General features: G+C 40.3%; 14 protein-coding genes, 2 tRNA genes and 1 other RNA gene. 11 read left to right on the plus strand and 6 right to left on the minus strand.

The annotated features are described in order from the left end of the window. Window positions 1–114: 114 nt before the first annotated feature. Window positions 115–517: a transfer-messenger RNA gene (ssrA, locus tag ABLA33_RS05055) on the minus strand. A 304-nt stretch (window positions 518–821) separates the two neighbouring features. Here ssrA and ABLA33_RS05060 point away from each other — a divergent pair. Beyond that, a complete protein-coding gene (locus tag ABLA33_RS05060; protein WP_347719484.1) occupies window positions 822–3,332 on the plus strand; it encodes an SLBB domain-containing protein in 2,511 nt (836 codons plus the stop codon). 93 nt (window positions 3,333–3,425) lie between these two features. On the opposite strand, the gene ABLA33_RS05065 is transcribed toward ABLA33_RS05060, so the two are convergent. After that, on the minus strand, window positions 3,426–3,716 hold the full coding sequence (locus ABLA33_RS05065; protein WP_311491079.1) for a DUF721 domain-containing protein: 291 nt from the start codon (window positions 3,714–3,716) through the stop codon (window positions 3,426–3,428). Between the two features lie 20 nt (window positions 3,717–3,736). Continuing rightward, the gene (gene recF, locus ABLA33_RS05070) at window positions 3,737–4,867 is read right to left on the minus strand and encodes a DNA replication and repair protein RecF (RefSeq protein WP_347719485.1); all 1,131 of its coding nucleotides are present in this window, start codon (window positions 4,865–4,867) and stop codon (window positions 3,737–3,739) included. Between the two features lie 191 nt (window positions 4,868–5,058). On the opposite strand from recF, the gene ABLA33_RS05075 reads away from it, so the two are divergent. The 4 genes from ABLA33_RS05075 to ABLA33_RS05090 all read left to right on the plus strand — a co-directional run bounded on the left by ABLA33_RS05075 (window position 5,059) and on the right by ABLA33_RS05090 (window position 6,628). Next, on the plus strand, window positions 5,059–5,784 hold the full coding sequence (locus ABLA33_RS05075; RefSeq protein WP_347719486.1) for a tetratricopeptide repeat protein: 726 nt from the start codon (window positions 5,059–5,061) through the stop codon (window positions 5,782–5,784). Window positions 5,785–5,895: 111 nt separating this feature from the next. After that, a complete protein-coding gene (ribH, locus tag ABLA33_RS05080; protein ID WP_347719487.1) occupies window positions 5,896–6,381 on the plus strand; it encodes a 6,7-dimethyl-8-ribityllumazine synthase in 486 nt (161 codons plus the stop codon). Window positions 6,382–6,461: 80 nt separating this feature from the next. Beyond that, window positions 6,462–6,544: transfer RNA gene (locus ABLA33_RS05085), tRNA-Tyr, on the plus strand. A 10-nt stretch (window positions 6,545–6,554) separates the two neighbouring features. Continuing rightward, window positions 6,555–6,628 (plus strand) — tRNA-Asp (locus tag ABLA33_RS05090). 603 nt (window positions 6,629–7,231) lie between these two features. Here ABLA33_RS05090 and ABLA33_RS05095 read toward each other — a convergent pair. Together ABLA33_RS05095 and ABLA33_RS05100 are read right to left on the minus strand one after the other, a co-directional pair. Further along, window positions 7,232–8,113 (minus strand): nucleoside phosphorylase, encoded by an 882-nt coding sequence (locus ABLA33_RS05095; protein WP_311491075.1) that lies wholly within the window; start codon window positions 8,111–8,113, stop codon window positions 7,232–7,234. Next, window positions 8,094–8,915 carry a hypothetical protein gene (locus ABLA33_RS05100; RefSeq protein WP_347719488.1) on the minus strand — a complete coding sequence of 274 codons (822 nt, stop codon included), beginning with the start codon at window positions 8,913–8,915 and terminating at the stop codon, window positions 8,094–8,096. Before ABLA33_RS05100 ends, ABLA33_RS05095 begins: the two co-directional genes overlap by 20 nt. 163 nt (window positions 8,916–9,078) lie before the next feature. Here ABLA33_RS05100 and ABLA33_RS05105 point away from each other — a divergent pair, with 163 nt between their 5' ends. Together ABLA33_RS05105 and ABLA33_RS05110 are read left to right on the plus strand one after the other, a co-directional pair. After that, a complete protein-coding gene (locus ABLA33_RS05105; protein ID WP_347719489.1) occupies window positions 9,079–10,524 on the plus strand; it encodes a LysM peptidoglycan-binding domain-containing protein in 1,446 nt (481 codons plus the stop codon). A 6-nt stretch (window positions 10,525–10,530) separates the two neighbouring features. Then, window positions 10,531–11,262: a porin family protein gene (locus ABLA33_RS05110; RefSeq protein WP_347719490.1), complete on the plus strand. Its 732-nt coding sequence runs from the start codon at window positions 10,531–10,533 to the stop codon at window positions 11,260–11,262. A gap of 322 nt (window positions 11,263–11,584) precedes the next feature. On the opposite strand, the gene ABLA33_RS05115 is transcribed toward ABLA33_RS05110, so the two are convergent. Beyond that, window positions 11,585–13,021: an HD domain-containing protein gene (locus tag ABLA33_RS05115; protein WP_311491071.1), complete on the minus strand. Its 1,437-nt coding sequence runs from the start codon at window positions 13,019–13,021 to the stop codon at window positions 11,585–11,587. A 179-nt stretch (window positions 13,022–13,200) separates the two neighbouring features. Here ABLA33_RS05115 and ABLA33_RS05120 point away from each other — a divergent pair, with 179 nt between their 5' ends. The 4 genes from ABLA33_RS05120 to ABLA33_RS05135 all read left to right on the plus strand — a co-directional run bounded on the left by ABLA33_RS05120 (window position 13,201) and on the right by ABLA33_RS05135 (window position 22,007). After that, window positions 13,201–13,494 (plus strand): hypothetical protein, encoded by a 294-nt coding sequence (locus ABLA33_RS05120; RefSeq protein WP_311491070.1) that lies wholly within the window; start codon window positions 13,201–13,203, stop codon window positions 13,492–13,494. Between the two features lie 6 nt (window positions 13,495–13,500). Next, on the plus strand, window positions 13,501–15,774 hold the full coding sequence (locus ABLA33_RS05125) for a UvrD-helicase domain-containing protein (RefSeq protein ID WP_311491069.1): 2,274 nt from the start codon (window positions 13,501–13,503) through the stop codon (window positions 15,772–15,774). A 90-nt stretch (window positions 15,775–15,864) separates the two neighbouring features. Then, window positions 15,865–18,546 carry a valine--tRNA ligase gene (locus ABLA33_RS05130; RefSeq protein ID WP_347719491.1) on the plus strand — a complete coding sequence of 894 codons (2,682 nt, stop codon included), beginning with the start codon at window positions 15,865–15,867 and terminating at the stop codon, window positions 18,544–18,546. Window positions 18,547–18,632: 86 nt separating this feature from the next. Next, complete coding sequence (locus tag ABLA33_RS05135) at window positions 18,633–22,007, plus strand: beta-N-acetylglucosaminidase domain-containing protein (RefSeq protein ID WP_347719492.1); 3,375 nt, start codon at window positions 18,633–18,635, stop codon at window positions 22,005–22,007. The last annotated feature ends 227 nt before the right edge of the window (window positions 22,008–22,234 follow it).

Here is a 22,234-nt window from a genome sequence, read left to right on the forward strand (position 1 = left end):
TTTGTCAGCTGGCTTCTTTATTGCATTGTAGTATTCTATTATCCTATATATAAGTGTTATGTATTTTTGTTATTAAAAAAGAAGTTATACTTCTTGTATAACTTCTTTTTGAGTTTGTGGAGCAGGAGGGGATTGAACCCTCGTCCAAACAGGGAGCTAAAATGGTTTCTACATGCTTATCTCTGCTTAAGTTTTTCGGGTGTAGATAAAGACCAGAGCCACTAAGTCTGCACCTTATCCTCTAAAATTTAATCGAGGGTGCGAGGCTACCCTAGACGATTCCCGAATTGTCTGCACCACTTGACCCGTGAGCCTCGGAACAACGGCTGTGGAGTGATGTCTCGTCACAACACCTAGTGTCGTGATAAAGCCCGAACTTACTATACTTCGGTTAGGCAGCGAGAGCGTAGTTGTTTTCGCCAGTTAAATTTTTGAAAGCCGATATTAAGGTGCCCACTTTCAGGCGCACCGCATGCTTGCACTTCATCTCGACCTGCTGTCAAATCCAGTCTGCCCCAGATGTATGTGCTTGCAAAGGTAAAAATTTTTTTTAGAATATCTGTGCTTGTCTTGCATTTAACTGCTTTTTGCTTTAAATAGTTGCTTTAAGATGCTGTGTCTTCAGTGCTTTTTATTATCTTTGCTCTATCTAAACAATATAAACGAATTGCTATCGTTTAACATGTTACAATGAGGTTTGCCGAAAGTGGAAATGCTAACTTTACAAGCTGGCAGAAGCTGAGCTGGATGCCTTATGAAAGGTGTCGTAGCTGAAAGAAAATGAGGGAAGCTTCGCGTTGTTAAATAGAAAATAATGTCAAATGAAAAAGGCAGCGATAATATTGATATGTATGCTCATGCTTCCTGTTGGTGTGTGGGCGCAGTCGTCTATGACCGACAATCAAATAATGGAATACATTATTTCGGAGAATGCAAAGGGGGCTTCGCGCTCCCAGATTGTGACGCACTTAATGGAGCGTGGTGTGACAGTGGATCGCATTCGTAAGATCCGAGCAGCATACGAAAAGCAAAAGAAGGGCGATGTTGTTGGAGCACGTAATATTTCAGGATTGTCGCAAGAGCAGCAAACGCGTTTGCGTAAGAATAATGGAAAGAATCGTGATGATTATGATTCTGATACTCAACCGGAAGTGTTTAATCGTGTAAAGAGTGAGAAGAGCCTCAGTGACAACAATGTGAAACTGCGCCGCCGCCAGATGAGTGAGGACCTCAATTTTGTCCTTCCCGATTCGTTAGCTATGTTTGATGAGCTGATGGGCAATAACGAGAAACCTAAAGGCCGGCAAGTGTTTGGACGCAATATCTTCAATAATAAGAATTTGACTTTTGAAAGCGATATGAATATAGCTATGCCTAGCGACTATCGCTTAGGGCCTGGCGATGCAGTATTTGTGGATGTTTGGGGGGCATCTCAGAAGAGTTTTCAAGCGACTGTTTCTCCCGATGGTTACATAGACTTGGAGGGCTTTGGCCCTGTGAATGTGGCAGGTCTAACAGTGGCGCAAGCCAATTCCCGTCTTCGTGGAACGTTAGGAAGTCGCTATCAGAGTAGCAATGTTCGTTTGTCAGTGGGACAAACGAAGACAATCACCGTCAATGTGATGGGTGAGGTGAAAAATCCTGGTACATTTACGCTCTCGGCCTTTGCCACCGTATTTAATGCTCTCTATATGGCTGGAGGAACCAATGAGATTGGTACGCTGAGAAACATCAAGATTTATCGTTCAGGTCGTTTGATTTCAACTTGCGATATCTACGACTATATTCTGAATGGACGCATGACGGGCAATGTGCGTTTGGCATCGGGTGATGTCATCGTGGTGAGTCCCTATGAGGCCTTGGTGAATATCACCGGTAAGGTACGCCGTCCTATGTTCTATGAGATGAAGCACAATGAGAGTGTGGGTACTCTTATCAAATATGCTGGCGGCTTCCGTGGCGATGCCTATACCGCCAATGTTCGCTTGGTGCGTAAATCCGGCGGTATGTATAGCGTGTATTCTATTGATGAGTTTGAGCGAAATAGGTTTCAACTTGCCGATGAAGACTCGGTGAGTGTAGATAGTGTTTTGGATCGCTATTCCAATATGGTTGAAGTGAAAGGTGCTGTTTTCCGTCCTGGTATGTATCAGATGGATGGAAATATTACTACAGTACGACAACTATTGGAAACAGCAGGAGGAACACGCGAGGATGCCTTTGTCGACCACGCCATCTTGCGCCGTTTGAAAGACGATAGAACACACGAAGTGGTGTCGGTTGATGTGAAAGGCATTATGAATCACGATGTAGCCGATATTTCGTTGAGAAATGGCGATGTGCTCTATGTGCCTTCAAAGCGCGATATGCAAGAGAAGCAAGTGCTTACCATTATGGGCGAGGTGGTTTATCCGGGTGAATATGAGTTTTCTGACAATATGACGCTGGAAGACTTTATTCTTCAAGCGGGCGGTTTGACAGATGCAGCTTCGCTAGTGAAAATAGACGTTTCACGCCGTATTCGTGACAACAAGGCTTTGTCAAGTGAAAACGTCATTGCAAAGACGTATAGCTTCTCTCTTCGTGATGGTTTTGTTATCAGTGGAGAGAACAATTTCAAACTGGAACCCTTCGATGAGGTTTATGTTCGCAGAAGTCCTGGCTATGTAGAGCAGCAACACGTGACCATTTCTGGTGAAATAGCCTTTGGCGGTAAGTACACCCTATCGCGCAAAGCTTCTCGCTTGAGCGACCTTGTGAAGAACGCTGGAGGTTTGACAGCTTATGCTTACGCTAAGGGGGCGCGCTTAGAACGTCTGTTGACACCGGAAGAGAAAATCAAGCTGCAAACTATGCTAAAGATCATTACGGTGAATAGTGAGGACTCAACAAGTATTTCTAAAGTGCAGTTAGGAGATACGCGTACGGTGGGAATAAATCTCGATAAGGCATTGGAGAATCCAGGTAGTCAATGGGATGTAGTGCTGCAGGATGGTGACAAACTCATTATTCCGCAGTTTAATAATACAGTGTCTATTAACGGCGAAGTGATGTATCCCAATACAGTAGCTTATACCAATGGGGCTGGTCTTAACCACTATATTAACCAAGCTGGTGGCTATGGTCAGCGTGCAAAGAGTCGTCGTGTGTTTGCTGTGAATATGAACGGAACAGTGACCCGAGTACGTTCTAAGGAAGATATTAGTCCAGGATGTGAAATTATCGTTCCTGCCAAGAGCAGACGTAAGGCCACTAGTTTAGCAGAAATAATGGGCTTTAGCACCTTAGGTGTCAGTCTTGCCTCTGTCGTCGCTGCTATCTTGAAGCGTTGATGTAGCCAGTGTTTAGAAAGAAAATAAAGCGAGTTGTAGTAAGGATAGAACCTAACTGCAACTCGCTATTTTTTTGAGAGAGTGGGAAATCTTTCATACGAAAGTAATGTCACTGATAACTTGCGCTTGTACGTAAGCATTTAATTGTGTTTTTAATTCCTGCTTTCGTAGCGAGAGTTCGGAACGAAGAACAGGGGAACTAAGTTTGACATAGAGCGTTTGATTCTTGATGTACAAATCTTGCGTTTTACTCTTTACTAGTTCACCCGTAATAATAGGCCACGCCTGCTTCAGTCTATATTGATTGAGTTGTGTTTGTAGTCCAGTTTCCTTGAGAAAACGGGCCACAACACTGCCTAAGTTTTCTTCCTTTATTCTTTCCATGAGATGCTATCTTGAATTTCTCATTCAAAAATTTCTCCGTCTTTGACTTTGAAAAGCTTATAGTTGCTATTGGCTGATTCAAGAATCAAGTCCAAGTGCTCTCGATTGGTATCGGTAATAAAGATTTGTCCCAAAGCACTTCCGTTAGCGTAGTCAATGATTTTGCCCACTCGGCCAGAATCCAACTTGTCGAAAATGTCGTCTAGGAGGAGGATCGGTGTAGTGGTGTTGTTAAGACTTGTAGCTTGTAGGTGTTCTCTCAAAAAGATGAACTGGGCCAATTTAAGTGCAATAAAATAGGTTTTAGTCTGTCCTTGTGATCCCTCTCGCTTCACTAGATAACCATTTAGTGACAGGATTAAATCGTCCTTGTGAGTACCATGAAGTGAATACCCTAAGAACACCTCTTTGCTTCTACAATCAGCAAGTTGTGACTTTAGGGGGCCGCGTGAGAGATGAGAAGCATATTCTATGCTCACTTGCTCTTTGTCTGTGTTGCATAGCTGATCGTAAATGTTTTGGAAGATAGGTAGAAACTTCTGGTTGAAATCAATTCTCGCCTCATATATGGCTTGTGCGTCCTCAGACATCATTTCCTCTAAAACATCGATAACATCTGTGGGTATATTGCGTACGTCGTCTTGCGCTTGCTTGAGAATTGCATTTCTTTGTTTTAGCGTCTTCTCGTAGCGTATAAGACATTCTAAATAGCTTGAATTGTATTGCGAAATGGCCATATCCATAAAACGCCTTCGCTCTTCGCTACTACCGCTTACCAACAGCGAATCAGCAGGCGAAATCAAAATGAGCGGGATAGAACCAATATGCTCAGAAAATCTGCGTATTTCTTTCTGATTCTTTTTTACATGTTTGTGACTCCCTGCTTTCATGCTGCAAGCTACTGTTTCCGTTTTTCCATTAGTTGACACATAATCTCCTTGAATTATAAAGAAATTTTCATTGTGCTTTATATTTAAGGAATCCTGTGTATATATACTACTTTTAAGAAATGACAAGTAGTAGATTGCATCTAAAACATTTGTCTTTCCCATTCCATTGGCCCCTACAAAGCAGTTTACTTTTGGGGAAAAATCAAGCTCAACGGAAGATAGATTCTTGAAGTTTATGATGGAGAGATGTTTGAGAATCATTTGAGATTAAAGATAGAAACGTTAGTCTTAATATCGTGTGAAAGACTGCTTTTTATCGGAAGCACAGGCAAAGTTAGGCAATTCTTAAATGAAAAGAATGTGCAAGATAAAAAAAACAGATTTTATTTTTTCAATCGATTGGAAAAGGCTAAATTTGCAGTGCTTTCTTATGAAAATAAAAAACGCCAAATATGACAAATAAAAAATCTCAATTGGAAGTAAACGATGCCTTGGCGCAGTCTGAGGCCTTTGTTATTAAGTACAAGAAACAGCTGATTATTGGCCTTGTAGCGTTGGCAGTTGTTATCGCAGCGTGCGTAGGTGGTTACTTCTGGCTAAAGTCGGCAGAAGAAAAGCAACAGTCTCAGCTCACTCTTGGTATGGCTTATATCTCTCAACAGGATTATGATAAAGCGCTGAAGGGAGATGGTAAATTTCCTGGCTATATCAAATTGGCAAGCAATCACTTTACAAATGCTTCCAATCTTGCTAATTTCTATGCAGGTATCTCTTATGCTCGTAAAGCAGAAGGTGAAACCAGTGCTGCTCAGAAAGCAGATGTTAAGAATGCAATAAAGTATCTCGAGGCTTATTCTCTCCAAGGTGACCATACTATTACTCCTGCAGCGTTGGCAACGTTAGCTAATAGCTATGCAAATGATGGACAACTCGATAAAGCTGTAGAGACTTTCAAAAAAGCAGCAGATCGTGCAGCTAATGCCGCTATGAGCCCTGAATATCTCATCCAAGCAGGTGAGTTGCTAATGGCTCAGAAGAAAAATGCTGACGCTAAGGATGTTTTTCTACAAGTTAAGGAGACTTATCCCAATAGCCGCTATTGCCAACCAGGGCAAGCTCCAAATGGTACAATTACAGATCCTGCTATTGATGCTTTTATTGAAGCTGTAAGCAAATAAATTGTATAGTAAATCATATTTTAAAATAATTGAGAATTGAAAATTAGACACTTTAGTGCTCTGCTTTCAATTCTCAATTTTCAGTTATAAACTCATCTTATATCTATATAAATGTCTTCATCTGTTTTTATATTGAGTGATAATAATATTCCTGATGCTTCAGAAATGCGCTTCGGTATTGTTTGTGCAGAATGGAATAACAATATAACTTTCAAATTACTTGAAGGAGCCCTGTCAACATTGAAGGAATATGGAGTGCAAGAACAAGCAATTAAGGTGATGCATGTTCCTGGTAGCTTTGAACTTATCCATGGCTGTGCAGAGTTAGCACGACATGGCTGGGTAGATGCAATTATTGCTATTGGCTGTGTCATAAAGGGAGATACCCCTCATTTTGATAACATATGTCAAGGTGTTACGCAGGAACTTGCACGTCAGAATACCAATGGTAAGATACCAGTAATCTATGGCCTTATTACTGTCAATACTCTAGAACAGGCAGAAGAACGCGCAGGAGGTAAGCTTGGAAATAAAGGTAAAGAGTTTGCCATTACAGCTATAAAGATGGTAGACTTCGATTGGCAGTTGCAAAAATAATTGAAGAAAAATGCAGATTCATTTGGTAGTGTTGTGAAAGATTACTACCTTTGCACTCGCAAATCAGAAATGAAGTGCATGGGCAAATACCAGAGTGGCCAAATGGGGCAGACTGTAAATCTGCTGGCTTACGCCTTCGGTGGTTCGAATCCATCTTTGCCCACGAGTTTTTCGGTGCGTTAGTTCAGCTGGTTAGAATGCCTGCCTGTCACGCAGGAGGTCACGGGTTCGAGTCCCGTACGCACCGCAAAAAGAGTTGAAGTTATAAACTTCAACTCTTTTATTTTATAATTATTCTTTTTCTGATGAAGTAAACATTTAGAGAGTAATGATAATATTCTTTATGATCTCAGTTTCCATTAAAAAAACTCCCAATGCGTCATCTTAGGATAGATTTACGACGTCTCACGTTCTTTTCCTCTTATAGCAATAATCTATGATATTTCTCTCCCTCTAAAATGTTTTTTTTATGGAAGAGAAATATATTATTTATTGTCAAGATAGCAAGGATTATCTTGCAATAAAAGACGAAAGATTTCTTTGCATAAATAATATATCTTCTCTAAACTATCTTTAATTGATGGGATTTCTTGTGTTATAATAAAATAAAAGACGGTAAATCTCACGATCTGCCGCCTTTTGTGTTTCGATAGGTAATTAGAATTTCTTAAGGTAAAAAGATTGTTTCAGGATAACTGTGAGCAAAGATAAAGGATTCGTACCGAATTAGCAAATTCTAAATCTATGTTATACAACATAATTTGAGTATTAAAAGAGGAAATGGCTTGTAGACTAATAAGTTACGTGTGCGAAAAAAGTCTGCAAGCTCTCTTTCTTTTTTAATATTTTGTCAAATGCGTTCAAGTACAAGTCGAATGAGGTTTTCGATATTATTCTTGTAGTTTGGCGTAGCCTTGTGACTCACACGGTTTGCGATGACCATGCAGCATGTCATTGCTCGATGTCCCATGAGTTTGGCCAAGCCTGCTACTGCAGAAGATTCCATTTCGAAATTAGTAATGCGCCATTCGTTGTGCTTAAAATCCATGATTTTCTGGTTTTGATTAGGATCAGCCAATGGCAAGCGAAGTTCACGTCCTTGGGGACCAAAGAAGCCACCGCAAGCAATAGTTACCCCACGGACCATATCGTCTTTTGCTATACGTTCGATCAGTTCAGTATCAGCATCAATGGCATAGGGGTGAGCAATACACGTTGAACCAGTCCATTTCATGTGTTGAAGGAAGGCTTCTTCAAACTCTAAATCACACACTTCATTGCGTCCAGCATAGAAGTTAAGAAGACCATCAAAACCAAGGCTTTTTGCTGAAGCAATATATGTTCCTTCTGGTGTATATGGTTGTAGACCACCGCATGTTCCAATACGTACTATTGTAAGCTGGCGCTGTGTAGGACATAACTGACGTGTTTTGAAGTCTATATTCGCACAAGCGTCTAATTCGTTCAGTACAATATCAATATTGTCGCAGCCAATACCTGTACTAACGCAACTTATACGTTTTCCTTGAAACATACCTGTGATAGTGCGGAATTCACGATTTTGTATATCGCATTCGATAGATTCGAAATTTGCAGCAACTAAAGGTACGCGACCTGGATCACCTACTAGGATAACATTGTCTGCTAATTGTTCAGGAAGAAGATGGAGGTGAAAAACGCTCCCATCAGAATTAATAATCAGTTCGGATTCTTCAAAGATTTTCTTTTCCATTATAGATAAATGTAGTTTGAGGTTTATTTATTTTTTTCAATGTGAGAATTTGTAATTTATCAGCAGGCTGATTACGGTCAGTTACAAGTAGTATACTTCCGTCTTTCCTTTTTATATAAAGTAAATCGTTATATGGTGAATTGTAAGGTATTCTGAGTTGTTCGGGTTTTAAAAATTTATGAGAATCAAAATCGTATCGAGTTATGAATAAGTCAAATCCCCCCAAAGATGTGGCTCCCTGTTCAGCAAAATACAATGTTGTACCATCTGTCGACATGAAAGGAAAGTCGCGATCTTTGTCTGTTGTCTGCAACCCAGGTAGAGGTTGAGGAGATGTCCATTTATCATTTATCTTCAAACTGCGATAGAGATTGTGTAGGCCAGAACTGTCTGCCATTGAAAAGTAAGCTATATCGCCCCAACCATTAATATAGGCACTATTTCCGAGGCGAGCAGCATATTCAGGAAAAAGTTGAACTGCAGGGAGCAATGTTCCAATGTCGTTTGAGAGTTCAAGAGCAGAGAATAGTTGTGTTCTATCTATCACAATGGTATCGGAATAAACCACGGTGTCTGCGTGGAGAATCATATTTTCTCCGATGCGTGCTCGCTGCAAAGCTGCCTCAAGTATTGTTGTTGATTGGTTTTGTTTTCGAGCTTTCTTGATTTGTTGTTGTAGCAGTGTTGCAGCTTCTGTATATTTTGCATCAAAAAAAAGGCGGTTAGCATCCTGTCGTTGCGCAGAAATGCTTTGCGTGCAGAAAAGCCATGTTATAGCCGCTTCTAAAAAATATATCTTCATAAATCAATGCTTTTTGCACAAGCGAATATACGTAAATCTTATGATAGGAGCCAAATACTCCATCAAAAATATGTATTTTTGCAGATATAATTAAGAAGAAGTTATGAAGTTAAGAAGTTTTTTACTAGCATCTGTTTTCTTTGTTTTGTGTATAAGTGTTGTTGTGGCACAAACAAGAGTTGTAGAGCATACGGTTGTTAAAGGAGAAACGTTGTATAGGCTATCAAAAAACTATGGCGTTACAGTTGAACAAATTGTGGCTCAGAATCCGGGGCTTACAGCTGAAACTCTTCAAGAAGGTCTGCTAATTAAGATTCCTAGCACAGGAACAGCTCCTTCTGCTATGTCGCAGAAAGAGTATTCTCGCTATGCCACTCATAAAGTACAGAAGGAAGAAACTATATGGGGGATTGCTAGAATGTATGGAATCTCTGTTGATAGTTTGATGGAAAGTAATCCGCAGATGAAAGAAGCAAACTTCAAACTTAAAAAAGGTTTGGTATTACGAATTCCTCAGATTGTCCCAGCACAGAAGCAACAATCCAAAAGTCTTGCTCAGAACAGTGTGAGTGCAGCAATTCTTCTTCCACTCACTGCTACGGGAATAGAAGGAGAGAGAAGCGTAGAATTCTATCGCGGCTTTCTTATGGCTGCTGATAAAGTTCGAGAGAATGGAAGCAATATAAATGTATATACCTATAATGAGCTTTCCTCTTCCACTAATCTTACAGATATTCTGAGTAAAGTAAAGAACAACAGAGTTCAGTTCTTAATAGGTCCAGTCTATCCTTCTCATTTCGATGAAGTTTCCAGTTTTTGTCGGAGTAATGGAATAAGAATGATAGTTCCTTTCTCATCTAAGGCAAAGCAGGTGAATGTCAATCGCTACGTGTATCTTCTTAACACCCCTGCAGAATATGAGAAAATACTAGCAGCCGACCTTTTCTTGAAAACTTTTAAAGGAAAATCCGTTCTTTTCTTACATACAAACAAAGCAGATCAACCGGATTTTACTCAATATCTTCGTCAGCGTCTACTGGTGCAAGGTGCTACCGTGGTAGATGCTAATGAAGATGCAACGATTGCTCAGTTGAAAACGGCACTCAACAATAAGAGGCATATAATTGTGGTCCCTGATGCTTCAGATGTCTCCGCTTTGCAGAATGTGTTCTCAAAACTCAGCGAAGTACGTCAAGCAATGCCTAAGACCGAATTATCTTTAATAGGCTATTCCTCATGGTTGAACCAATCAGATAGGTATGAAGGAGAATTATTCCTCAACGATACTTACATCTTCACCCCTTCCTATTATGAGCCATCTTTTGCTGATGTCAGGCAGTTTAATGCCGACTATCAAGCGTGGTTTAAGAAGCAGCCCTTAGATGTTATTCCAAGAATGGGCTTATTGGGGTATGACACTGGGCTTCAGATGTTACAGGGTATACTCAAATATGGTGAGAAGTATAATGTGCAAGGAACAGAGAAAGGTTTATTGCAGAGTAATCTTCGCTTTGGCCGCACCGAAGAAGATGGCGGCTATATCAACCAAAGTATGTTTCTCATCCACTACAAGCCCAATAGAACAATTGATAAAATTACTGCAAAATAGTTTATAATGAAGCGCTTTCTGTTATTTCTTCTTGTTGTTATCCCCGCTTTAGACACATTCGCCCAAATTGGAGAATCTAGGCGTGCAATATCTGTTGGTGTGAATGCAGGTGTACTTATGAACAAAGTATCCTTCACTCCTTCTATTAAGCAAAACTGGCACGTGGGACCAACTTTTGGATTGACGGTGCGAATCATGAGTGAGCGTTATTTCAAAACTTATTGCGCCTTACAATTTGAACTGAATTATGCACAATTAGGTTGGAATGAAAACATATTGAACTCCAATATAAAACCCTTACCCGACACATATCAGCGACATCTCAACTATTTTGAAATACCTTTCTTGGCACGATTGGGATGGGGAAAAGAATCAGAGGGATTGATGGGCTTCTTTGTTGTGGGCCCCCAGATCGGATATTTATTTAGCGAGAAGAGTAAGCAAAGTTCCACTTGGACATTTGATAGCGCAGGTCATCCTGACCGACCTAATGGCATGTTTGCACAATATTCAATGAGCGTTAGTAAGAAATTTGATTACGGGATAGCAGCAGGAGCAGGTATAGAGCTAAACACGAAAGCTGGTCATTTTATCTTAGAGGGGCGCTACTATTACGGTTTAAGTGATTTATTTGGTAATTCCAAGAAAGACGTCTTCTCTCGTTCAAATAATGGAACAATCCAAGCTAAAATAACATATCTTTTTGACATTCGTAAAGAATCTCCAAAAGGTCTATGATTTTCATAGGCCTTTTTCCTTTATTCTATTGTAAAAAATGTTGTTATGAGAGCAGATACTTATATATCTGAGTAAGCTCTGTAGAAACTTCTCACTTCGTTTCTTTGGACACATATCCTTATTGTATTTTGGGCAACAATAAAGATGTCTGCCGACAGGCTTATTATGTCAGCTGATACAATAAGGATTTTTATGCTCAAGTTGTATAACCGAGAAGAAAATTCTAGTGATGGAGTCCTTTTTATTGAAATAGGCTGAAGCTCAAGATTAAGCTTCAGCCTATTTTTTGAGATAAACTGCAGAATGAGTTCTTCCTATGCTGTTATTTAGTTCTTTGTAGTCCCATTTCGGCAGCTTTCTTTAATATGTATTCTAGAGCAGCATCATGTTCGTTAGGGATTACTCCATCAAGGATAGCATCTTTGAGTGAGCTTTTCAACCTTCCAATTTCTTGGCACGGGCCAAGATTGAAGAGTTCCATAATTTCGTTGCCAGTAACAGGTGGTTGGAAATTTCTAATGCGATCCTTTTCTTCTATGTCGATTAGTTTTTGACGTACCAATTGGAAATTTTGCAGAAAGTTGCGTTTTCGTTGCTCGTTTTTGCTAGTAATGTCAGCTTCGCATAAAAGCATCAAATCATCAATATCTTTGCCTGCTTCAAAGAGAAGGCGTCGAACTGCACTGTCTGTTACTATGTCATCAGACATAACAATTGGGCGCATATGAAGCCCAACGAGTTTGCTAACATACTTCAATCTCTCATCAAGCGGTAGTTTTAGCCTGCGAAACAATGGACGTAGCATTTTTTCTCCCAAGAAATTGTGGTTATGAAAAGTCCACCCGATTGAAGGGTCCCATTGCTTGCTTTTAGGTTTGCCTATATCGTGGAGTAGGGCGGCCCAACGTAGCCATAGATTGTTCGTTTTTTTTGAGGCGTTATCAAGTACTTCGAGCGAATGATAAAAATTGTTTTTATGACTTTTACCATTTCGTGTTTCAACAATGTCGAGTTTAGCAACTTCTGGAAGAATGATTTCGAGTAGTCCACACCTGTGAAGTTCAACAAATCCAATGGAGGGGCGTGGAGAGAGCATTATCTTGTTTAATTCATCAATGATTCTTTCTGAGCTGATAATTTTGATTCGCTCTTTGTTTTGAGTGAGCGCTTCAAAGGTTTTGTCATAAATGCGAAAATTAAGCTGTGTAGCAAAGCGTATGCAACGTAGCATGCGTAAAGGATCATCGCTAAATGTGATGTTCGGATCCAAAGGTGTGCGAATGATGCCATCTTGCAAGTCTTGTATTCCGTCAAAAGGGTCGATAAGTTTTCCAAAATTCAAAGGGTTCAGACATACAGCAAGAGCGTTGATCGTGAAATCGCGCCTATTCTGATCGTCTTCAAGTGTGCCGTCTTCCACAATAGGCTTTCTGCTATCATGTGAGTAGCTTTCTTTACGTGCTCCCACAAATTCTATTTCGTAGTGATGCCACTTGACTTGCGCTGTTCCAAAGTTGCGAAATATAGAAAGATGGGCTCCTTTTCCTAATGTGTCAGTAAAACTTTTTGCAAACTCAATTCCTGATCCGACAACAACCACATCAATATCATTAGTCGGACGGTTGAGGAAGAGATCGCGCACATACCCTCCGACAAGATAAGTTTCGATTTGTAGCTTGTCGGCAGTTTGTGAAAGTTTCTCGAATATATGATCTTTATGTAGAATATCTATAATATCTACCTGTTGGAGATTCCTCATTTATTTTATTTTTTAGATGCGAAATTACTAATTTTATTGTTATTTTTGCAATTAAAAGATTCAAAATGCGGTACTTCTCCTTTATCTTATTTTTAAGTTTCTTCTTGTTGTATTCTTGTAAGCCGAGCAATAGGTGGTCTAGCGTTAGACAATCAGACGAGGCGCAAGGTCAAACATTGTTGAATAAATCTCGAGCACAACTCACGGCTAAAAAGTATGATGAAGCAGAAAAAATGATTGAGAAATTACGCAAGAACTATCCGCTGGCCTTGACAGCGCGAGAAGAAGCTATTCTTTTGCTTGATAGTATTCATTTGGCTCGCTCTAGTTCTGAACTTATGCTGATGGATGTTGAAAGTAAGAAAGTAGCGAATGTAGACTCTTTGCGTAGAGAGTTGGAAGATGTCGTTATGCAAAAGAAATTTTATATGCGTAAGTTAGAGTACGACAAAACTCGAACCAAAAGACATTGATTCTTTATGGAAGAAACTTTTTCAAAATCATTGAATAGTAGACAATTAGAAGCTGTAACGTATAGTGATGGTCCATCTCTCGTTATAGCTGGAGCAGGTTCGGGGAAAACTCGTGTGCTGACATACAAGGTAGCCTATTTGTTGGAGCATGGGTATGCCCCTTATGAGATTTTAGCTCTGACTTTTACAAACAAAGCAGCAAAGGAATTGACGAATCGTGTGAGAGATTTGTTACCTAATAATTCAGATCGTTTGATGTGGTGTGGCACATTTCATAGTGTGTTTTCTCGTATTTTGCGAATCGAGCATGCAGCTCTGGGTTTTACTTCTACTTTCACTATTTACGATCAAGAAGACTCTCGTAAATTGATAAAATCCATTATTAAGGAATTTGGTTTAGATGATAAAGCGTACAATCTTGCTACTGTGAATAGTAGAATTTCCTTTGCAAAAAATAAGATTATCTTACCTTCAGATTACGCGCAGAGTCAAGATCTTCTGAAGCGCGATGCCCGTGATAATATGCCTGAACTTCACCGAATTTATTCTGCATATTATCAGCGCTGTCGTAATACAAATGCTTTGGATTTCGACGATCTGCTGCTTTTTACATACCTTTTGTTGCGTGATCACGAAGATATTTGTGCGAAGTATCAGCGTCTTTTCAGATATATTCTTGTTGATGAGTTTCAAGACACTAATTATCTTCAGTCGCGTATCTTGCTATTGCTGGCTCCTTCTGAAAATTCTCGTCTATGTGTAGTTGGTGATGACGCTCAAAGTATTTATGCTTTTCGAGGGGCTGATATTGGAAATATATTAAGTTTTCAAAAGCATTATTCTAAGGCTCGTCTCATTAAGCTGGAGCAAAACTATCGTTCGACTCAGACTATTGTTAATGCTGCAAATTCAATTATATCTCACAATAAAGACCGTATACAGAAGAATGTCTTCAGTAACCTGTCAGAGGGAGAGCGTATTCGTGTGATGTCTTCGTATAGTGACCAAGATGAAAGTATGAAGGTGTTAAAAGAGATTCTTCGCCTACGTTCCCTCTATGATATAGAGTATTCAGATATAGCGATTCTGTATAGAACCAACGCTCAAAGTAGACCTTTTGAAAGTGCTCTGAATCAGATGAATATTCCTTATAAAATATATGGAGGCATGTCTTTCTATCAGCATAAGGAAATAAAAGATGTCTTGGCTTATTTTCGTGTGATTTGTAACTCGCAGGATGAGGAAGCTTTGGCACGTATTATCAACTATCCCACGAGAGGAATAGGGGCAACGACCTTAGCTAAATTACGTTATGCTGCAGCTCAGTTCCAAGTCGGTTTATGGCAGGTTCTCAAAACCCCTCAAGATTATGAGGTGAAGATTTCAACCTCAACACAGAACAAAATTCTAGCCTTTGTATCTCTCATTGAAGATTTGCAGGAATCCTTATCCACAATAGGAGCTTACGATTTAGCTTCAGAAGTTATAAAGCGTTCAGGAATTGCTGAAGAATTACACTCTGAGAAAACTCCAGAAGCATTGAGTAGGGTGGAAAATGTGGATGGCCTGCTGAATGCTATAAAAGAGTTCTCGCAAGAGCAATTGGAAACCTTTGGTAATGAGCACGTAGGTCTTGGTGATTATTTGATGCAAGCCTCTTTAAGTTCTTCTCAAGATACTGTAGCTGATGGAGGTCCTGCAGTAGCACTCATGACAGTTCATGCTGCCAAAGGCTTAGAGTTTGATACAGTTTTTGTTACGGGAATGGAAGACAATCTTTTTCCAAACCCGAATGCTCGCTTCTATCCGAAAGAAATGGAAGAAGAGCGCAGGCTTTTCTATGTGGCAGTGACGCGTGCTAAAACTCGTTGTTTTCTTTCTTATGCTAAATCTCGCTATCGATATGGGGCGGCGGAAATTTGTAATCCATCTCCTTTTTTGTGCGATATTGATTCTCAGTATTTATTGTATGATGGTGAAGACATTACCTGTGTTCCTCGCGTGAATAGTAGGCCTCAAGTAGCAAGTATTCCTTCTCCTACGATAAATCCTGCGTCAAGATATTCTCACATCGAAAATGCTTCATCCCATAACTATTCAGAATCATCAATTTTTAATGTAAAGGTTGGTTCCTGTATAGAACATGAGCGTTTTGGTCGAGGTGAGATCATTGAAATATCTGGAGAAGGTAGTAATGCTCGCGCAAAAGTTAAATTTGAAAATGTCGGAGAGAAAAATCTTCTATTAAAATTTGCAAAGTTCACGCAAGTAAATGGTTAAGCATGGGCATCAAAAGCCTGCGAATCTTTTGTTTTTTGCAATGCAAGAGCTATCTTTGCCGAATAAACTAAATCTACAAAATTTTAAAGAATGGAATTAGCGCCTAAGTATACTCCAGCAGACGTGGAGGATAAGTGGTATCAATATTGGACAGACCATAAACTATTTAGTTCTAAGCCTGATGGACGAGAACCATATACTGTTGTTATTCCTCCTCCCAATGTGACAGGTGTGCTGCATATGGGACATATGCTGAATGAAACAATTCAGGATATTCTTGTGCGTCGTGCTCGAATGGAAGGCAAGAATGCTTGTTGGGTCCCAGGTACAGATCATGCTTCTATCGCTACAGAAGCAAAAGTCGTTAATAGACTGGCTGAGCAAGGCATTAACAAGGCAGACTTAACTCGTGAAGAGTTTTTAAAGCATGCTTGGGCATGGACCGATGAACATGGTGGTATCATTCTTCGGCAGTTGCGCCGTGTTGGTGCTAGTTGCGATTGGGATCGCACTGCATTCACAATGGATGAAGAACGTTCTAAGAGTGTAATCCATGTTTTTGTAGAGCTTTATCGTAAGGGGCTTATTTATCGTGGTGTTCGCATGGTTAATTGGGATCCTAAAGCTTTAACAGCTCTTTCTGATGAGGAGGTAGTCTACAAAGAAGAGAAATCAAAACTTTATTACCTCCGCTACTATGTAGTAGATGATGATATGTCTACGCCAGTTCCTGAAGGTTGTGTGGTTCATACAGATGAAGAAGGACATAGGTATGCAGTTGTAGCAACAACGCGTCCAGAAACGATTATGGGTGATACAGCAATGTGTATTAATCCTAAGGATCCAAAGAATCGTTGGTTGAGTGGAAAGAAAGTTCGTGTGCCTTTAGTGAATCGTGTGATTCCTGTTATTGAGGACGAATATGTAGATGTGGAATTCGGAACAGGATGTTTGAAAGTAACTCCTGCTCATGACATTAATGACCATGCGCTCGGTTTAAAGCACCACTTAGATACTATCGATATTTTCAACGATAATGGTAGTATCTCTGAGGCTGCAGGTCTTTATGTGGGAGAAGATCGCTTTGAGGTTCGTAAAAAAATAGAAAAAGATCTTGAAGTAGCTAACTTGATGGAAAAAGTTGAGGACTATACTAACAATGTAGGCTTCTCTGAACGTACGAATGTTCCTATAGAACCAAAACTTTCTACGCAGTGGTTCTTGAAGATGCAACATTTTGCTGATTTGGCTTTACCGCCAGTTATGAGTGATGAAATTAAATTTTATCCCACAAAATATAAAAATACCTATCGTCATTGGTTGGAGAATATAAAAGATTGGTGTATCAGTCGCCAACTTTGGTGGGGACATCGTATTCCTGCTTATTATTTGCCAGATAATACTTTTGTCGTAGCTGAAACTATTGAAGAAGCTTTGGCGTTAGCTCGCCAGCAAAGTAATGACCCGAATCTTTCGGAAACAGATTTGCGCCAAGATGAAGACGCTCTCGATACTTGGTTCTCAAGTTGGCTGTGGCCGATTTCTTTATTCAAGGGTATTTCTCACCCAGATAATGAAGAATTTAACTATTACTATCCTACAAGTGATTTGGTTACAGGTCCCGATATCATCTTCTTTTGGGTTGCCCGCATGATTATGGCTGGCTATGAATTCACGAGTAAGATGCCGTTTAAACACGTTTACTTCACGGGTATTGTTCGTGATAAGTTAGGCCGCAAGATGTCTAAGTCGCTGGGAAATAGTCCAGATCCTCTTGATTTGATAGATAAGTTTGGTGCCGATGGCGTTCGTATGGGGCTTATGTTGGCTGCGCCTGCGGGCAACGACATTCTTTACGATGATGCTCTGTGTGAACAAGGTCGCAATTTCTGTAATAAGATTTGGAACTGCTATCGTTTGATCGAAGGATGGAAAGTGGCTGATACAGAACAGTCTCAGACCAATACCCAAGCTCTAGAATGGTTTGGGGCACAGCTTCGAAGTAGCGCAGAAACTATTAAAGATCTTTTTTCAAAGTATCGTTTGAGTGAAGCTCTAATGGAGGTTTATCGTTTGTTGACAGATGAGTTCTCTGGTTGGCTTTTAGAAATGATTAAGCCTGCTTATGGAGCACCGATTGACGCTTCTACGCTGTGCCAAGTTAAGAGTTATTTCAACGATTTGCTTCACTTGTTGCATCCTTTTATGCCTTTCATCACGGAAGAGCTTTGGCAGCATCTTGCACCGCGTAAGGATGGAGAAAGCTTGATGATAGATCCCCAAACTATACCAGCTCCGCAAGCAGATGATGCAGAAATCCTTCATGGGATTTCTATAGTGAAAGGTATTGTTCAGGGTGTACGTGCTGTTCGCAATGCACGCAATATTGCCAAAAAAGAAGTATTGCCGCTTGAGGTGCTCAAGGCTAATCCTATTCCCGAACTAGATGGAATTGTAATGAAGATGGCAAATCTTTCTGCTATTGCTGTTGTTGAAGAGAAGGGTGAGGGTGCTTCTAGCTTTATGGTTGGAACTTCTGAATATGACGTACTTCTTGGTGATCTTGTGGACAAGGATGCAGAGATTGCGAAAGCTGAAGCTGATTTGGAACATCTCCGTAGCTTCTTAGCTTCTGTTGAAAAGAAACTATCTAATGATCGATTTGTAGCTCATGCACCTGCTGCAGTTGTGGCGCTTGAGCAGAAGAAAAAGTCAGATTCTGAAGCAAAGATAAAAGCTCTTGAGGAGACTCTTCAAGCTCTTCGTAAATAAATGTTTTAATAGCGTGAATCAGACTACCACTGTGTAGTGCTGATTCATGTTTTGTGTTATAGCAAACAAACCTAAACCATCAAAATATGAAACTTAAATCATTATTCGTTGCTGCCATGCTTGCAAGTAGCTGCTTTGTCTATGCAGATGGCAGATATACGATTTATCCAATTCCGCAGAAGGAAGTTAGTGGAACAGGAACAACATCCTTCACATCGACCGTAGACATTATTGCAGAAAGTGGTATTGATGAGGCTACACGTAATCGAGTGAAAGAAGTACTCCAAGAGCATGGCCTGATAGCAAACTTTACAAATCAATCAAGGACAGGCGTAGCTGCAATATGGTTAGGAGTAAATCATTCTGGTCAAGCTGCTGATAACCGCGTGTCTACGTTAGGGTTAGATCGTAGTCTCTTCACGAATGGCCGTTATGATCGTCATGTTGTAAGCCTTACGAATGACGGCGGAGTAGCACGTCTCGTTATTTTAGGTGAGAATACAGATGCGACCTTCTATGGTTTGGCGTCGTTGGAGCAGATGTTGGATGGTGGTCATACAGATATGCCCTGTATTACTATTTACGATTATGCAGATATCAAAAATCGTGGCATCGTAGAAGGATATTATGGCTATCCCTATTCAGTAAGTGTAAAAAAGGACTTAATGCGCTTTATGATGCGCTATAAGATGAATACATACCTTTATGGTGCCAAGAGTGATCCTTATCATTCTGAGAAATGGATGGATACATATCCAACCTCTGTTACTGCACAGCAAGAAACAAATGGCTGGTTATCACAGGCTATGCTTCGTGAAGTGACTGCAGAATCCCATGCAACAAAAGTCAACTTTATTTGGGCAATTCATCCCGGTAATAAATTTTTGGGCAGCAATACTGTAATCAATGACATTATGGGGAAATTTGCCAAAATGTATGATTTGGGTGTCCGTCAGTTTGGCGTTTTTGTTGACGATGTAGGTATACCTTCAGATGATGTCGGATACAAACTAAATGCTGATCGCTTGACGCAATTGCAGAAAGCAATGGATTCAAAATACAATGTTGCAGGTGCAGCAGCTGCTGATACTGTTAAGCCGCTTCATTTTGTTCCTCAAATCTATTGCCGTAATTTTGCAAGTAGCGAAGAGCAGTTTACAAAATTCTTCAATGCTTTGGGCAGCACTCCTTCAAAGATTACTATCTACACAACAGGCTGGGGGGTTTGGAGCGTGCCTAATAGTAGAGATTTGAGTGTTACTGCAACTCCGCTAGGGCGCAATGTCGGCTGGTGGTGGAACTATCCTTGCAACGACAATGCAGATAGCCAGATTTTTGCTAGCGATATGTATTCCAACTTCGTGGATATGCCTGCTGTTGGTAATAATTCCACACTGCCTGCAAGTCTAAATGGTGGTATTTCTATTGTTAGCAATCCGATGCAGCAAGGTGAAATTGCTAAAATCCCAGTCTTTAGTGTAGCTGACTATGCTTGGCACACAGCTTCTTTTAACAATCAGAACAGTTGGCAAGCTGCTGTTAATTCTGTGTTAGGAAGCAAGGCAGCAGCCTTCCGCAGTATTGCTCCTTATCTGCGGTGGAATGATGCGGCAACTTTGAACAATAAGATTACGGCGTATAAAGCTAGCCATAATCCTACAGAACTTCGTGCAGAAATGCAGAGAATTGCGGATTCATGCAAGGTGTTGGAGACTTTAGCTTCTTCAACTTCTGAATCTGATCGACTTTTCTATCGAGATATCCATCCCTGGATTTTTAAGCTTCGTGATATGGCCACAGCTACGGCACAGTTCCTTGACGTTGCGGCTTTAGAAAATACGGATGAGGCTAAGTGGCAACGTTATGTAGAAACACTTTCAGCAGCAGATACTCTTAATTCTGCAAATTCCTATAAAGTTTATGCTTTAGAAGGAATGGGAAGTGGTATTAGTGTGTCAACTTCAATAGCTAAACTTTCTGAGCAATATCTGAAACCCTTCATTGAATACCTCAAAGCTCATGCTCTTGACGGCTTCTTCAAGAAGACAGAGCAATTGTCAAAGCCTTCCCCCATTTCAAACAAAGAAGGAGCTTTTGTTCGTGTCGTTTGGTCAGAAGCAACACAGAGTGGATATATTAATACGCCTCAGCCCATTACTTTAGAAAAGGGACAATATGTTGGTGTTGAGTTCCCTAATGCTACACGCTTGGCATCTTTGGTGGCGGCAGATACTCTGCTCAACAACTTTTGGGTACAATACAGTGCTGATGGTAAGAAATGGACTCGTTTAAAGTCATCTACTGCTCCTGAAAGTTTTATGCGTTACTTGATCATTCAGAATAATAATGCTGCTACTCGGTCTGTGCGCTTACAAAAAGCACGTCTGAATTTCCAATTTCCTACTCTGACAAAGGTGAAAGGGAGTACGATTCCAGCAGCAGATATTTATGACAATCATACTGCTAATCTTTTTATAGACGGTAATCCTGCCACTTTTACGTGTATTAGACGTAATCAGCAGACTGGGGATATTTATCAAATGGAACTTACAGAAACAACTCCGATTGATGATATTCGCCTCTATATGGGAACAACAAATGGCGACTATCCTAATGGAGCTTTGGTGCAGATTTCAGAAAATGGTACTTCTTGGACTTCTTTGAAGGTAAAGGGTACGAATCAGACTACCTTCCGTATCAATTTACCGCAAGTAACGAAGCTGAATAATGATGTTTCCTATTGCGATTTTGAAGGCGGCCATCAAAAGGCACGTTTCGTTCGTTTGAATGTTACTAATCCTAACACCTCAAAATGGTTACGTCTCTACGATATAGTAGTGAATCGTCAGTCCTACCTCGAGAAATTCTTGCCTCGTGTGACAGCCGACGGATCTGAGGTTTTACAACTTACTGATGGTGAAGGTGCAACAAAGGCTACTGCAGCTCAAGAAATCGTTATTCGTCTCGATGCCTTGCGTACTCCAAAGTCTTTGACAGTTTATCAGAAAGCAACGGGTGCAAATGTAGATGTTGAAGTAACCAAAGACTTTCAGTCTTGGCAATCTTTAGGAACTCTTTCTTCATCCTATGTTAGCGTTGTTGATTTGACAGCTGTTCCTGAAGCTACTGGTGTTCGTTTCCGCTGGACAGGCGTTGCTCCTCAAATTTATGAGATTACAACACAGTTGAGTGAAATAGATAAACTGACAGCGGTACAAACCCCTCAGGTTCAGGGTAATCTTCAACTTCGTGTAGGTGTAGAGGGATTAACCCTTTCTCCTGCAGAGAACGTAAGAAGCCTTGAAGTTCACGATTTGAGTGGTCGTCTTGTTTATACACAAAATCTGACGGGAGAGTCTTGTGTTACCGTCCCTTTTGTTTATAGCGGACATCCGGCCATGATTATTACGGCTGTCCGCAAGGATGGAAGCACTGCGTCTTTTAAGGTGCTGACTCGTTAAGCGAAGTTCCTAGTGTTCTACTCATCTTTTAGACTTATCTGAATTTTTTGAACAGAAACATTGGTTATCTCTTTGCCAATGTTTCTGTTTTTTTGTTGTTCTAGGCAAGTAATAGCGCACACGCAATTAATAGTAATCATAATATTGCTGTCCGGTAAAAGTTTTACACGGCAAAAAAATAAGGCTGAAACCCTCTTGCAGGATTCCAGCCTCTTTTGTTACTTTGC

Origin of the sequence: uncultured Alloprevotella sp. (genome assembly GCF_963536905.1) — a bacterium.
In the GTDB taxonomy this organism is placed as follows: domain Bacteria; phylum Bacteroidota; class Bacteroidia; order Bacteroidales; family Bacteroidaceae; genus Alloprevotella.